The sequence below is a fragment of the Pedobacter indicus genome (genome assembly GCF_003449035.1).
Lineage (GTDB): Bacteria > Bacteroidota > Bacteroidia > Sphingobacteriales > Sphingobacteriaceae > Albibacterium > Albibacterium indicum.
The window spans coordinates 2,757,956-2,774,464 of the sequence record NZ_QRGB01000001.1 but is presented as its reverse complement, the minus strand read 5'-3'; the positions used below and the strand labels follow the sequence as shown (position 1 = coordinate 2,774,464).

Annotated in this window: 8 protein-coding genes; 6 read left to right on the top strand and 2 right to left on the bottom strand. The window is 41.5% G+C overall.

The genetic code is table 11. From position 1 onward, the window contains the following. Positions 1-204: 204 nt before the first annotated feature. The 5 genes from D3P12_RS12235 (at position 205) to D3P12_RS12215 (ending at position 11,322) form a co-directional block, all read left to right on the top strand. On the top strand, positions 205-3,489 hold the full coding sequence (locus D3P12_RS12235; RefSeq protein WP_165438739.1) for a TonB-dependent receptor: 3,285 nt from the start codon (positions 205-207) through the stop codon (positions 3,487-3,489). A gap of 16 nt (positions 3,490-3,505) precedes the next feature. Continuing rightward, a complete protein-coding gene (locus D3P12_RS12230) occupies positions 3,506-5,182 on the top strand; it encodes a RagB/SusD family nutrient uptake outer membrane protein (RefSeq protein WP_118195890.1) in 1,677 nt (558 codons plus the stop codon). Between the two features lie 24 nt (positions 5,183-5,206). Continuing rightward, on the top strand, positions 5,207-7,261 hold the full coding sequence (locus tag D3P12_RS12225) for an FAD-dependent oxidoreductase (protein WP_118195888.1): 2,055 nt from the start codon (positions 5,207-5,209) through the stop codon (positions 7,259-7,261). A gap of 22 nt (positions 7,262-7,283) precedes the next feature. Beyond that, positions 7,284-8,879, top strand: a complete 1,596-nt coding sequence (locus D3P12_RS12220; RefSeq protein WP_118195886.1) for an FAD-dependent oxidoreductase — start codon at positions 7,284-7,286, stop codon at positions 8,877-8,879. A 145-nt stretch (positions 8,880-9,024) separates the two neighbouring features. Beyond that, on the top strand, positions 9,025-11,322 hold the full coding sequence (locus D3P12_RS12215; RefSeq protein WP_118195885.1) for a DUF7133 domain-containing protein: 2,298 nt from the start codon (positions 9,025-9,027) through the stop codon (positions 11,320-11,322). Here the strand turns inward: D3P12_RS12215 and D3P12_RS12210 are convergent. Continuing rightward, positions 11,294-12,490 carry a tetratricopeptide repeat protein gene (locus D3P12_RS12210; RefSeq protein ID WP_118195883.1) on the bottom strand — a complete coding sequence of 399 codons (1,197 nt, stop codon included), beginning with the start codon at positions 12,488-12,490 and terminating at the stop codon, positions 11,294-11,296. The two genes, D3P12_RS12215 and D3P12_RS12210, sit on opposite strands and share 29 nt — an antisense overlap. Before the next feature lie 90 nt (positions 12,491-12,580). Beyond that, complete coding sequence (locus D3P12_RS12205) at positions 12,581-13,474, bottom strand: hydroxypyruvate isomerase family protein (protein ID WP_118195881.1); 894 nt, start codon at positions 13,472-13,474, stop codon at positions 12,581-12,583. A 252-nt stretch (positions 13,475-13,726) separates the two neighbouring features. Here D3P12_RS12205 and D3P12_RS12200 point away from each other — a divergent pair, with 252 nt between their 5' ends. Continuing rightward, positions 13,727-16,504 (top strand): TonB-dependent receptor, encoded by a 2,778-nt coding sequence (locus D3P12_RS12200; protein WP_118195879.1) that lies wholly within the window; start codon positions 13,727-13,729, stop codon positions 16,502-16,504. The last annotated feature ends 5 nt before the right edge of the window (positions 16,505-16,509 follow it).

Below are 16,509 nucleotides of genomic sequence, written 5' to 3'. Positions count from 1 at the left end.
TCCCGACTTAAAATGAGTATAGAACAAAAAACGGGGAAGTGGTAACGACACTCCCCCGCAAAGTTAAGTTCTGAATTCCACTGAATCATTAATAGAATCATAAACCTTAACAATTACAATTTTATGAAAAATAATCAAAAATTGAACTGTGGAAACACTTTTCGATTTCGAATTATACATTATCTGCAAATTCGGCGACTAATTATGTATTTAAAAGCGACTTATCTTTTGATATTGATATCGTGCTTTCAGCTCCGTGCGGAGACATTCTCGCAAACCCTAACACTGAAAACAAAGTCGATAAGCTTAGAAAAAGCATTTAAATTTTTGGAAAAAGAGAGCGATTATGTAGTTCTATATGACTATAAGGAGGTTGCCAGCTTAAAGCCGATAAAATTGAACGTAACGAATGCGGATGTCAAGGAGTATCTTCATGCAGTTTTAGATGAACGCTCATTTGTCTATACAATTGAAGATAAAACAATCCTTATTCGATCAAAGAAAAAAGACCTGAGTAATGTGAAGACTTATACGCCTGTTGCTGAAAGAAAAGAAATTCAACAGTTGCGGGTGACGGGTGTCGTGGTGGATCAGGAGGGTGTGCCTCTTCCGGGGGTGTCTGTGACGGAGACTGGGAGTTCATTGGGTACGTCAACTAATGAGTCAGGAGAATTTGAATTAACGGTATCTTCACAGCAAGTGACATTGCAGTTTTCTCTTCTGGGTTATGGAACAGTTGAGGAGGCTTTTACAAGTGGTGTTCCGAAAAAGGTTAGTTTGAAGTCGACAGTCAGCGGGTTAGAAGAGGTGGTTGTTGTGGGTTATGGTGTGCAGAAGAAAGTGAATCTGACGGGTGCTGTTTCTGTAGTGAAAGGCGAAGAATTGGCGAGGAAACCGGTAGGGCAGACATCAGCAGCGTTGCAGGGAGCGGTTCCGGGATTGACGGTCAGACAACAATCTGGCCAACCGGGTCGTGACAATGGGCATTTATTGATTCGGGGTGTAGGGACGATGGGAAATGGAATGGGCCCCTTGGTATTGGTAGACGGAGTGGAGACCAATATCAATAATGTTGACCCAAATGAAATTGAAAGTATTTCTGTCTTGAAAGACGCAGCGTCGGCCGCAATTTATGGTTCACGGGCAGCAGGCGGTGTGATTTTGGTAACAACGAAACGGGCCAATGAATTAGGCTTTTCGGTAGGTTATGATACTTACGGGGGATGGCAAGTACCGACCGATATGACCAATATGGTGAATGGCTTGGATCATATGAACTTAATCAATGAAGCTTACACCAATACAGGTCGTAGTCCATTGTATTCTGACGCTGTGATCGAAGAGTATGCAGCAGGTCGCGCGACCAATCCTGACCGTTATCCGGATACGGATTGGAGCGATTTGACAATGAATAATAGTGGCTTTATGCAGAGCCATCATTTAGGTATTAGTTCGGCGAGTGAAAAGCTACGGGTTCTAGGTTCTTTAGGCTACCTCGATCAAGATGGTATTATTCCGAATACTAATTTTAAGCGCTACAGCTTTCGCTTAAACACCGATTTAAAGTTAACGGAGAAACTTAGCACGGCGATGGACCTTTACTTATTGAGAACCGATTTGGTGGAACCTTCATCGGGGACGGCAAGTGTTTTCCACTGGATGCGGAGAATCCCTGCTAATCAGGCTGGTTTACTGTCGACCGGACAATATGGTGAGGGCTGGAACGGTGATAACCCAATTGCAAAATCGCGAGATGGTGGACTAAACCTTGTTTCGCCGCTTAGTTCGATTATTAATTTGGATATCAAATATAAACCAGTAGAATGGTTAACAGCTAACCTGGTTTATTCGCCGAAATACGAAATAAGTCATAATAAGTCATTCGCAGAGATTATCCAAACCTACAACTGGGACGGTACGGAGAGCTATGCTAAGCCAACTAAAAATTCATTGTCGGAAAGCTATAGTAAATATTGGTATAATAATATTCGTGCGCTCCTTACATTTGATAAGGCTTTGACTGAAGATCATCATTTGACTGTATTAGGAGGCTTTCAACAAGAAGATCAAAAGAATAATTCACTATCAGCATATAGGGAGGTTTTTCTCTTACCACAATATCAAGAAATCGATGCCGGGAATAAAGAAAATGAAAGAACTGGTGGAAATGCGTCGCATTGGGCTTTGAGATCTTTCTTTGGTAGAATCAATTATAATTATCAGGAAAAATACCTCTTTGAGGCGAATGCGAGGTACGATGGATCTTCACGCTTTGGTACTAATAATAAATATGCATTCTTTCCTTCATTTTCTGCTGGGTGGAGGATGTCTCAAGAATCTTTTCTACAAGGATCGAACGTAATTAGTGATCTTAAGATCAGAGCTTCGTGGGGTCGTTTAGGAAATCAGGATATCGGTCTTTATCCTTTTGCGGCATTCGTGACAATTGGAGGGAATAATTATGTTTTCGATGACCGGATTTATACAGGTGCTGCGCTTAATAAAATGGCTAATCCAGATATTCGTTGGGAAACAACAACGGTTTCGGATATCGGTATCGACATGGTTCTTTGGTCACGATTAAGTATCACTGCTGATTACTATTACCGCAAGACGACCGATATTTTATTGGAATTAGATATTCCAAAATCGATTGGGCTCGGTGCACCTTTTCAAAATGCAGGTGTGGTAGAAAACAGAGGGTGGGATGTTTCACTTGGCTATAACAACCAGATCGGTGATTTTAGGTATAACCTGACTGTGAATGTATCGGATGTGAAAAACAAAGTATTAGATATGAGGGGTGTAGCTCGTACAGGCTTACAAGTGAACCATGAAGGCTATCCGATTAATTCGTTATACGGTTACGAGGCAATTGGGCTTTTTGAATCAGAGGAAGATGTGAGTAGCCACGCAACTCAGTTTGGTAATTTGGCGCCGGGCGACATCAAGTACAAAGATCAGAACGGGGATGGGGTAATAAACAGCGAGGATGAAATTATCATGGGTAGTCATTTGCCACGCTATTCGTATAGCGGAAACATCGATTTGGCTTATAAAGGACTTGATTTCTCGTTGTTCCTGCAAGGCGTTGGTAAGGGTGTCGGCTATCTTTACGGGCAAGGTATTATGCCGTTTTATGAAGGTGGAACTGTTCAGGAACAACATAAAGACCGATGGACGCCCGATAATACTGATGCTGCTTTCCCACGCTTGGCATTTAACGAGACAAATAACATTCAGAATTCAACATTTTGGATGAAAAATGCTGCTTATCTGCGCGTTAAGAATGTACAGCTTGGTTACACTGTCCCGTTACCAGCAAATGTGAAAGCTCATATCAAAAATCTTCGGGTGTATGCGAGCGGACAGAACTTGTTCACGTTTGATAAGTTTTGGGAAGGCTATGATCCGGAAGGGCCAGTAGGTAATGGGAGCTGGTACCCGCAGATGAAGGTGTACACGATCGGTCTAAATGTAAAATTCTAATCGAAAGGAAATTCTAATGAAAACTAGGTTATATACATATATTATCATAAGCTGTTGTCTGATTATGGCAGCATGTAATAAGGAATATCTTGAGCGGTTCCCCTTAGATAGCCCGTCAGATGAGACGTTTTTGACGAATGAAGCGGAGCTTGACATGGCGGTAACAGGAGCATATAATGGACTTTGGTATCACCCGAGTGGGATTTCAATACCGTTTGCAATAACTTTTGACTATGCATCTGACATTGGCTGGGAACGGAACACGACAGATCTTCAAGCATTGGGTTTGGGGGTGGTAGATTCTGACAATGGGTTTACCGGTGGCTTTTGGACAGCTTTTTATCGAGGTATCGCACGTTGCAATAATATACTCGACAAAGCTGAGCCTTTAAAAGAAGTCGTGCCGGAGGATACCTACAATCGTTTGATCGCAGAGACAAGATTCCTGCGCGCTTATTATTATTTTTACTTGAATGAATTGTATGGAGGCGTACCTCTAATAACAAAAACGGTTTCATTGGCTGAATCGCAAACCCCGCGGAATACAAAAGAGGAAGTTACAGATTTTGTTATTTCTGAATTGGACGCAATCATCCCAAATTTACTTGCTGAGACAAAAAGTATAAACAAGGGCAGAGCAAATCAGGGTGCTGCTTTGGCGCTCAAGTCACGAGCGGCATTATATAACGAGCGATGGCAAGAGGCTGCAGATGCAGCACAAGCGATTATGAATAGTGGCACCTATCAGCTGCATCCAAAATTCGACGAGCTTTTCTTGTATGATGGACAGAATTCTAATGAGATTATCTTTGCTGTGCAGTATATGAAAGGCCTACAGGTTCATCCAATCCCGGCTCAGTTTTATTCGCGCATAGCAAAAGGTTTCTCTAACAAAATTCCTGTTCAGACTTTGGTAGACTCGTATGAATGTACGGACGGGCTAGCAATTGATAAATCGCCATTATACGACCCGAAAAAACCGTTTGCAAATAGGGATCCACGGTTGAATTATACGATTGTTTTACCACAAACCAGGTATATCAATTATATGTTCGAAACGCACCCGGATAGTCTGATGACTTGGAATTATAACACGACACCACCGACTAGGGTGTCAAATACGGATGTTACAAACGCTTACGCAACGTTCTCGGGTTATTTATGGCGAAAATATGCGGATTTGGCCGACAAAGATGACCCGAGTAACTCGGAAATCAATGTCACGCTGTTTCGCTACGCCGAGGTTCTGCTAAATTATGCGGAGGCAAAAGTGGAGCTCAACCAGATCGATCAAACGGTATACGATGCTATAAATGCCGTTCGCCAGCGCCCGTCTGTCGAAATGCCACCTATTGCACCTGGAAAGAGTCAACAGGATCTGAGGTATATTATAAGAAAAGAACGAAAGTATGAATTTGCTGCTGAAGGTCTTCGTTTTTTCGATATCCGTCGGTGGAACATCGCGCATGAGGTAATGCCTGGTAAATTGTTGGGAAGGGTACGGGACGCGTTTTTAACGAGTGCGCCGCGGATCGATGAAAATGGAACACCTCATTATGAGAATGTTTCAAATAGTGGGCAGATGCGTGTAATCGAAACACGAATCTTTAATAAGGACCGAGATTATTTATGGCCGATTCCTAGGTTGGAAACAGAGGTTAATACGACTTTGGTTCAAAATCCGGGTTACTAAATAAAGAAAGGATCGATACTGATTATGAAAAAAATAATTTTTATTATCTGTGTACTATTCATGTTTTCCTGTAATGGCGAGAAAGAGGAGAAGGTCATCGAAGTGGATATTTGTGTTTATGGAGGAAGTTCTGCCGGTATCATTGCTGCTTATACAGCAAAGATGCAGGGTAAGTCTGTCATTATCATTGAACCGGGAACTCACCTGGGGGGCTTGACTACAGGGGGACTGGGTGCTACGGATATTGGGAATAAGTACGCGATTACGGGATTGGCGAAAGACTTCTATCGAAGGGTGGGGCAGTACTATGATAAGTTTGAACAATGGACTTTTGAGCCTCATGTAGCCAGTCAGGTTTACGATGATTTGATTGCCAAAGCAGACTTGGATATCCGCACAAACAGACGCCTTTTGAATGTGAATAAGGAAGGTGAATGGATTAGAGAGATCACATTGGAGGATGCAGGAAACCCAAATGGATCAGTCGTGCAGCGTGTAAAGGCGAAAATGTTTATAGACTGTACGTATGAGGGGGATCTAATGGCTAAAGCCGGAGTTTCTTATGCGGTTGGTAGGGAAGCCAATGATCAGTACGGAGAGACTTTTAATGGGGTTCAATTGTTGGAAATTCATCAATTTAATGACGGAATTGATCCCTATGTCGTTCCAGGCGATCCGAACAGCGGCTTGCTTTGGGGTATTAGTTCGGATACGCTTGCGCCACATGGATCAGGGGATAAGAAAATACAAGCGTATAATTTCCGATTGGCGCTTACGCAGGATAAAGATAAGTTAATCCCTTTTAGTCGCCCGGATAACTATAACCCGGATCATTATGAATTATTGGCGCGGGTTATAAAAGATGAAAAGTGGACGACAATTCACAGCAATCTGCACAGGGATACGCTCGAAAATGGAGAGATAAATTATCGGCATTCGGGCGGTTTCTTGATCAAGGATATGCCGAATGGGATCACGGACTTTAACAATTTTGGTGCATTTTCAACTGATATGATCGGTGCGAATTACGAGTATCCGGAAGGCGATTACAAAAAGCGAGAGGAGATATGGAAAGCTCATGAAGACTATACCAAAGGGCTGTTATATTTCTTGAGTCATGACGAGCGTGTGCCGGAACATATTCGAAACGAAATGCGTACCTGGGGATATTCGAAGAACGAGTTTAAGAATCATAACGGTTTTTCGAGTCAGTTATATATCCGGGAGGCGAGAAGGATGATAGGCGAATTGGTGATGACACAAAAACATTGTGAGCGGGAAGAAGTAGTAGAAGATTATGTGGGAATGGCCGCTTATGGGATGGATTCTCATAATTGTCAGCGCATTGTGGTCAATGGTATGGTGAAGAATGAAGGCGATGTTCAAAAACCTGTCGCTGGACCGTATCCTATTTCTTATCGTGCAATTACACCGAAAGCTGAAGAATGTAAGAACCTGCTTGTCCCAGTCTGCGTCTCGGCTTCGCATATTGCTTTTGGCTCTATCAGAATGGAGCCTGTGTTTATGGTACTGGGGCAATCAGCCGCAACGGCTGCTGTTTTCGCGATCGACGGAAATACGGCCGTACAGGATGTGGACGTGTCTGCATTGCAAGTGGAACTTCGGGATAACCCGTTGGTCGATGGAACACGACCTGATATCCTGCTGGATAACGATGACGCGGAAGGGATTACTCTCAAGGGCAACTGGGAAAAACTCAGAGGAGGTTATGGTCCGAATCAATTGCTGGCCAAGCCTTCTGATAAAATTGTCAGCGCACAATTTACGCCAGAAATACCCGAGGCTGGAGAGTATGAAATCTTTGTGTTTATGACAAAGAATGCGCGGAGAACAAGCGGAACCGAATATACTGTCTTTGACGGAGCTAATAAAAATGATCTGGTTTTTGAAACGAAATCGATCAAAGAGTTGGGTTTATCGGCCAGTGAATGGGTAAGTCTAGGAACCTACAAGCTTCCGGAGGGACAAACCTCCTACGTTGAAGTATCAAATAGAAATGCAGATGGGATCGTTACAGCAGACGCGATCATCTGGAAACCTTTAGTTACGAACAAATAATATCTACTTAAACTTTTAAATTATGAGAACTTTCCTTTTGACGACTTTTTTAAGTTGTTTTTTGTTAACATCGACGGTAAGAGCTTCTAAGAATACCGAACATTATGACATTTTGATCTATGGTGCTACCTCTTCGGGGGTGGTGGCCGCATATACAGCGAAGAAAATGGGTAAATCAGTGATTCTGATTGCTACAGATGAACATGTAGGAGGTTTGTCTTCGGGCGGACTGGGACAAACGGATATTGGTAATAAGCAGGCTATCGGCGGTATATCACGTGATTTCTATAAGCGATTGGGGGATATCTATGGCGAAGAAGAAACCTGGCAGTTTGAACCTAGTGCTGCTTCCAAGGTATTTAGCGATTATCTTTCGGAAGCTGACGTGCCTGTGATTTACAATAAGCGGATTGATCGCGTTTCGAAAGAAAACGAACAGATAACATCTGTCGTTTTGGTAAATACGTACGGTTCGCGCGGAAAGAAAAAAGAAATCAGTGCCGATGTGTTTTTGGATTGTACTTATGAAGGCGATCTATTGGCATTGGCTGGGGTTTCCTATACAGTAGGCAGGGAAGACAATAGTCAATATGGTGAGACCTATAGCGGTTTCCACCTGCCTGAGTACCATAAGGTGTCAGGATATCATCAGTTTCCCGATGGGGTTAGTCCCTATGTCGATCCGGATGATCCTTCAAGTGGTTTGCTATGGGGGATAAGTGATATGAAGCCAGTTGAAAATGGTGTTGGTGATAAAGGTGTTCAGGCATACAACTTTCGTATTTGCTTGACAGACAGTGCGGAAAATAGGATCCCGATTACACGGCCGAAAGATTATGATCCGAAAAAATATGAATTACTTGTTCGCTTGTTTGAGGCGCAGCCGGATATGCGTAAAATTGGTCAATACTTTATCTGGACCAGAATGCCGAACAGAAAAACAGATGTAAATAATCGTGGTGGTTTTTCTACTGATATGATCGGGGAGAACCATAATTGGCCGGAAGCAAGCTTTAAGGAGCGTAAGAAGATTTTTGAAGAGCACCTTTCTTATACAAAGGGCTTACTGTATTTCTTTGTCAGTGACGAGCGTGTTCCTGACTCTTTGCAGAATTTTGTTTCACAATGGGGTTACCCGAAAGATGAGTATGTGGATAATAATCATTTTACACCGCAGCTTTATATTCGTGAGGGCAGAAGAATGGTTGGTGAATATGTGATGACGGAGCATAACTGTACGGGAAAAGCAGTAGTTGACGATCCGATAGGCATGGGAGCCTATGGGATGGATAGTCATAATGTGAACCGTTTGGTAGTGAACGGGATGGTTAAAAATGAAGGGAATGTTGAGATCCGCGTAAAAGCTCCGTACTCGATTTCTTATCGTGCCATTACCCCAAAACGTGAAGAATGTACAAATCTGTTGGTGCCGATAGCATTGTCCGCCTCACATATCGCTTTTGGATCGATCCGGATGGAGCCTGTATTTATGGTTTTGGGTCAAAGTGCTGCGATTGCTGCGGCGCAAGCTATTGACGAGGATAACGCGGTACAGGATATTGATTATAAAGTATTGGAGTCAAAATTGTTGGAAGAAAAACAGATACTTCGATTGTAATGAATTGTTAATCGCGATTCGTCAAATACCCCTAGATCATGTACGAGGTCTGGGGGTGTTTTTTTAATAATATTTCTGTTATAGTCTAAAAAGAATACATTTGTTATTCTATATTTAAGACCCTAAACGTATTAGGACCTAGAAAATGAAAAAATATCTTGCGTTTGCATCCTTCCTCCTGTGTTTAATTTATTTCAGTTCGTGCGGAACAGATGTGCAAAGAAGTTCACAATCCACACCTCTTGACAGTGCTTTTATTGATAGTTTGGTGCAGTATGCACCACCGCTGAGTCCCGGCGACGCATTGCGGGCTATGGTGGTGGAAGATGGTTTTGATGTGATGCTTGTTGCATCTGAGCCGCTTATTAATTCTCCAATCGCCATGACCTTTGATAATGACGGAAGAGCGTGGGTATTGGAAATGACGAGTTTTATGCCCGATATCGAAGGGGAAGGTGAAAGGGCGCCAACGAGCAAGATTGTGATCTTGAAAGATACAGATTCAGATGGGGACTTTGATGACCGAAAAGTATTTTTAGATTCATTGATTCTTCCGCGTGCTTTGAGTTTTGTCGGTGACGGGATTTTGGTTGCCGAGCCACCGTATTTGTGGTATTATGATATTGACGAGGATCGGCCTATTAATAAGCAGTTGGTTGACTCTACCTATGCGTCGGGTGATAATGTGGAGCACCAAAGCAACGGTTTGCTGAGAGGTTTGGATAACTGGATATACAATAGTGATCAGGACAAGCGTTATAGGCGAATAGATGGGGAATGGGTAATTGAAAAAACACATTTGCGCGGACAGTGGGGGATTACACAAGATAATTACGGGCACCTTTATTATAATAACAATTCTCAGAATGTTTTGGGCGATTATTTTTCTCCTTCTCTGGGTAGTGAAAATGAAAATCAACGCCGTGTTGCGGGTTACAATGAGCGTATTGTTAGAAATAATCGCGTATACCCGATTCGGCAGACGACCGGCGTTAATCGCGGGTACCAGTCGGGTACACTTGATTCAAATTTGCGATTGGTAAACTTTACGGCAGCAAGTGGTCCAGTAGTGTACCGTGGAGACTTGTTTGGCGAAGCGTATGATGAGAATGTTTTTGTGGGTGAACCATCAGCTAATTTGATTAAAAGGAATGTGCTGTCAAGAAACGGAAATAAAATTGAAGGGGAACAAGTTTATGAAGGACGCGAGTTTCTAGCGAGCTATGACGAGCGTTTTCGACCGGTTACTCTTTACAACGGACCAGATGGAGCCTTATATGTTATCGATATGTATCGCGGTATTCTTCAGCATAAATTATACATTACAGAGTATTTGCGAAAGGAGATTACTGCCCGTTCGTTGGAAAATCCATTGACCTACGGTCGTATTTATAAGGTAGTGCCAGAAGGAAGTAATCCGAAACCTGTGAAGATTTCGAATAAGCCGAAGGATCTTCTTAAGTTATTGGGTCATAAAAATGGCTGGGTGCGTGATCGTGCACAGCAGCTTATTGTTGATAGGCAATTACGTAACCTTGTTCCTGATTTAAAGAAAAATGTACAAAAAGCGAACAACCCACTCTTGAGAATTCATTCATTGTGGGCATTGGAAGGTTTAGGTTCGTTGGAGGCGTCTGAGGTTCTAACATTATTGGAGTCGGACGACTGGAATTTAAGAGAACAAGCGCTGGTGGCTATGAGAGCAGTAGTGAATAAGGATAATTACGGGGAGTTTCTTTCTATTCAACAAGAGATGGTGGCAAATGCTGATTCATTAGCGGCGCCTTATCTTGCTTTCCAAAGTCATTTGATCCGCAAGTTTGATGAGCCGGCAGCAGAAGAGTTGTTGCTGTCTTTGTCGAAAACTTTTCCTGATAACCCTTATGTGTCAGATGCGATTATCAGTAATCTTCATAACCGGGAAGCTGACTTTAAGGGAAGGCTGGCTGATATAAAACTGGATACAGCGAGTTTGCTACAGAAACGATTCGGAAAGATTTTAATTGACATCGAAGAGAATAAAAACCGACCTGCAGTTAATCCGTTGGTTAGTCGCTATCCGCGTGGTGCGGCGTTGTTCAAAAATACTTGCCAAACTTGTCACGGGGAAAACGGTGATGGAATTGAGCAGTTGGCTCCGCCGTTAAACAACTCGGAATGGGTGACTGGTGATAAAGATCGTTTAATTGCTTTGGTATTGTACGGTTTAAGTGGAAAGATTGAAGTAAATGGAAAGTCATATGACGATATTGTCGGTGAAATGCCGGGGATTGGGTCAAACCGGGATATCGTGGATGAAGAGATAGCGCAGCTATTGTCGTTTATCAGACAAAGTTGGAATAATGAGGCTTCCAAGGTGAGCCGTCCGGATATTATTAAAATACGCAATAAATATGGTGATCGACAGAAATCGTTTACTGTGAACGAGCTGACGAATCAGTAAGTTTTACGCTTTTTGTCCGCGTTTCAATTTCTTGAATGCGGCTTTCAACAAATTCAAGTATATCGGATTGAGCCGGCTGAAACTCTTGCAGTTCGATAAAACGTTTGTAATAGATGAGAGCTTCCTCTTCCTTTTTTAGCTGGTAGTCATTTATCAGGGCAAGCTGATAATAGGCCGATGGGCTAGGACCGAAATCCAGACTACGCAAATAGGAGATTACTGCCGATTTGTGATGACCGTTATAGTGTTGAAATTCTCCTTTATCTCGGTAGTAACGAGCAGTATTTGGAGAAATAGATTGTTCGATCGCGGCATCCAAATAAGTGAAGCCTTCGTCATAGCTCTTGGTTCTTAGGTAACTCATTGCTAAATAATATTTGTCCCCTTCCTTGAGATCGACAATCTCATTCTCTAGCCAGGTGAGTGTTTCAATACATTTCTCGTAGTCTTTATTGTAATAGTACATAGCGCCTATCATGGGCATGACCATGAGAGAATCACAGCCCAGCTCCATTAGTTTTTCGCAAGTTTCGATACCTACTGGATATTCTTTTAAATAATCTTTTGTCACCGCTTTTGCATAAAGAAGATTGATGTTTACAGAGTCATCTTCTAGTGCTACTTGAATAACGGAGTCAGCGAACAAATAATCTTGCAGAGAAATTGCGACCATGCTTAAATTGTAAGCAACTGACGGATTTATCGGATCAAGAATATTGGCTTTACGCAGATATTCGTATGCCGATTCGGTTTCGTTACGTTTGATGGCTACTTCTGAGAGACGTTGATATACTTTGATATTTGTGGTATCGATGAGTAATGCTTGTTGGTATAATGATGAAGCTTTTTTGATATTTCCGCGGTTGAAATAGACACTGGCCAAATTCATAATCGTGGTATAAGCCAGGCTGTCTTGTTGGTAAAGTGCTTGATAAGTTTTTTCAGCTTCAGCGAGGTTGCCCGCCATCCGGTACGCGTAACCAAGATTGTTAAGGATATTATGATCCGCAGTGTCAACGGAAGCGCTTTTTATATATTCGGCAGCCCGAACATAGTCGCCCGCCTGATATAACTTCAGTAGATGATCATTGTTAAGCGAATCTTGAGCGTGAACAGAGTAGTTAGCTGAAAATAAAACGAGAAAAATCACGGCGACTCTACAATACATAGCGGTATGGATTTGATATGTATTGTAAAACTAAATATTTAGTTTTAATATTCAAACTAAATATTTAGTTGTTTTTGCTTTTTAGAAAACTTATACGTCACATATCTCCACTCCCTGTTTTAATGAAGCAAGCTGATCGGGTCGGGAAGGGATGAATTCCTGTGAAACAAAACCTTTGTATCCGGTATCAAGAATGGATTTAATGATGGCAGGGTAGTAGAGCTCTTGGGTTTCATCTATTTCATTTCGTCCAGGTACACCACCCGTATGATAATGTGAGATATAAGGATGGTATTTCTTGATAGTGGCTATTACATCGCCCTCCATGATTTGCATATGATAAATATCATAAAGCAGTTTAAATTGCTCTGACCCGACCTGCTCACAAAGTTCAACGCCCCATGCCGTATGGTCACATTGATAGTCGGGGTGATTCACCTTGCTGTTTAGAAGCTCCATAACCATGGTAACCTTATATTTTTCAGCAATTGGTATTAGTCGTTTCAATCCAGCTGCACAATTTTTGAGTCCTGTTTCGTCGTCCATTCCGTTTCGATTTCCGGAAAAGCAGATGATTTGATCATATCCAGCGGCAGCAACTTGAGGGATGACCTCTTCGAAGCTTTTTACCAATTCATCGTGAAGGTCAGGATTGTTGAATCCGCGTTCGATGCCCAATCCTGCTCCTTGTGTAAGCGCGCAGGTTAATCCGTGTTTTTTAAGGATTGGCCATTCAGGAGGATCGATTAATTCAATGGATGTTAATCCAATTTCCTTTGCTGCAATGCAGAGATCTTCTAACGGTATGGAATTATAACACCAGCGGCATACGGAATGGTTTACTCTTCCTTTGAGCTCGGTGGGTAAAATGTTTTCGGCTGCTGAAATGTGATTAAATACACCGCTACCCAGTAGGGTAGCAGAAGTAACACCTGCAAATTTGATTGCATTTCTTCTGGATAAATTTGTACTTAGCTTCGTCATGTATAATTAAGGTTTTGTTAAAAATAGTTAAAAAAATGAAAATCAAGTATCAAAAGCTTTATTTTCATTGAATTAAAATTTGTTTTGTTTTGTAACAAAAAGTGTTCTGTGTGTCTAATAGGTATAATTAATCATTTATAAGAAAAATATATTACGATATATTCGTATTTGTTTGTTTTTATCGTATACTTGTAGACAGATTTTAATCAGAAATGAATTTAAGATATAACCACTACTAATTCAAACCTTATTATGCGTAAACCGATTTTATTGCTGGTGCTGCTATTCTCCGTCGTATTAGCCACGTACGCTCAAAAACCTTACAAGGTGCAGGGTTCTATTGTCGACACAACTTCTGCATTGACATTGAAAAACGCGGTTATCACCGTCCTTCGTGCACAAGATTCAATTTTTGTTGATTATACCCGAGCTACCGAAGACGGAAGCTTTGTTATCGATGATCTGGATACGGGGCAATATATCTTAATGGCTTCCTATCCGAAGTATACGGATTTTGTCGAGCGTTTTACCTTGGATTTAACAAACACCGAACTGGATCTGGGCGAAGTGAATATGTTGCTTATGTCTGAATTGTTGAGCGAAGTCGTAATTACAGGCAGGAATGCAATTACAATTAAAGGTGATACCATTGAGTTTGATGCAAGTAAATACACTATACAACCAAATGATAAGGTGGAAGATTTGTTGGCACAATTGCCTGGTATCCAAGTGGACAAAGATGGTAACATCACGGCACAAGGGGAGACGGTCAGCAAGGTTTTAGTTGATGGAGAAGAGTTTTTTGGTGATGATCCAACGTTAGTAACCAAGAACATACGTGGTGATATGGTAGATAAAGTTCAACTCTATGATAAAAAGAGTGATCAGGCAACTTTCACCGGTATTGACGATGGCGAAAAGACTAAAACCATAAATATTCAGCTGAAAGAAGATAGCAAGCATGGTATGTTCGGTAAAGTGGATGCGGGCGTTGGTACTGAAGAGCTGTACGAAGGGCAGGTGATGTTTAATAAGTTTAAGGGTAGTGAAAAGATAGCTGCTTACGGTACGATTGCCAATACGGGTAAAATTGGGCTGAATTGGCAGGATAGTGAGAAGTACGGAAGTACGAATTTAAATGTTTCCGACGGAATGATTTATATTGACGGTGGTTCGGGCAACGACGAGCTGGAGTCCTGGGGCGGTCAGTATAACGGTCAGGGTATACCACTCGCCCGATCGGGAGGTGTACATTATGATAATAAATGGAACGACAAAAAAGAAAATATCAATGCCAACTATAAAATAGGAGATCTGGAAGTAGATGGTGACCGATCAACGATCAGCCAGAACGCATTGCCTACTGGAAAGATTAACCGAAATTCTAACGAGGTGTTTAACAACTACATTTTCAGACACAAAGCTGATGCACGATATGAGATTAATTTCGATAGTACCTCGACTTTAAAAATTAGCGTCGATGGAATGCTGAAAGATAGCCGCTCACGAAGTGACAATGAATCAGCTACATTTGATGAAGCTTATGACCCATTGAACCGGAGTATTCGCCGAACAACCAATGAAGGCGACAGTAAATCGTTCAATGCAAGTGCATTGTGGAATAAGAAATTAGCAAAGGAAGGAAGAACTATTTCCATTGGCTTGGATCAACGCGTCGGTCAGGATAATGCATTGGGATTCCTAATGTCAGAGAATGAATTTTATGGAGAAGACGGTGCTATAGATAGTATACAGATCATCGACCAGCAAAAGAACAATCGCACAGAGAGTGTGGTTTTTAACTCAAATATTGCTTATACCGAACCTCTATCTGAGTTCTGGAAACTATCTGTCAACTATCGCTTTAATTTGAATAATAGTCAGTCGAGCCTTTTATCTTACAACCAGAATGGAGGGGGTTATAACGAATTGGACAGCACCTTTAGTAATGACTTCAAACTCGATCAATTATTAAATGAACTGGGTGCTACACTGAATTTCAAAAAAGATAAGAACACATTGAACATGACGATGTCAGCCGCGAACGTGAATTTTAAGCAGATTGATCAGTTTAGCGACGATATCTTAAATCGGGATTTTATCAATCTAAATCCAAGAGTGAACTGGACTTATGCGTTCTCGAATCAGAAATCTTTTCGGTTAAGTTATTACGGAAATACTTCTCAACCATCGGTTCATCAGATCCAGCCGGTACAGAGCAATACGGATCCCATGAATATATCAGTAGGTAATCCGGATCTAGATCCATCATTCAGACATAGCTTCAATGGAGGATATAATTCTTATAAAGTGTTAAGTGGACAGTATATCGGTCTATACTTCAATGGCTCAGTAACCAATAATGCGATTATCAACAATACACTTACCGATGAAGCAGGGAAGAGTGTTTACAGTTATGAAAATCTAAAAGATAAGAAGCCCATGAACTTCTCTGGTTATGTGTATTTCGGAAGTAAAATTAAGAGCCTCGATTTGGATTGGGGTGGAAATGCTGACTATGGGGTAAATACCTATTATAACATTATTAATTCAGAGTTGAACGAGACGAAAAGCAATAACATCTCGTTTGCGTTGAATCTGAGTAAAAATGAAAAAGATAAATATTCATTCCGATTGTATGCTGGCCCATCGTATACATCAAATGTGGCTTCACTACAGGAATCCTCTAGTAAGGGGTGGGGTTTTAATTCAAGCGCTTATTTCCGAGTGTTTCTGCCTGCCAAAATTGAGGTAGCTTCTGACGCTCGTTACACCTATTCCGAGGCGACACAGGTTTTTGCGGAAGATTTTGAACGTTTGATCTGGAACGCGAGTGTGCAGAAGAAATTCTTGAAAACGGATGAATTGATTTTGAAAATTCAGGCAAATGATCTGTTGGATCAGAATAAGGGTTTTAACAGGAATGCGCACGCTACAGGCTTTACACAAACAGATTATACAACCATCAGTCGATATTTCATGTTCTCGATTATATGGGACTTTAACAAAATGGGTAATAAAGCAAAATAAAAATA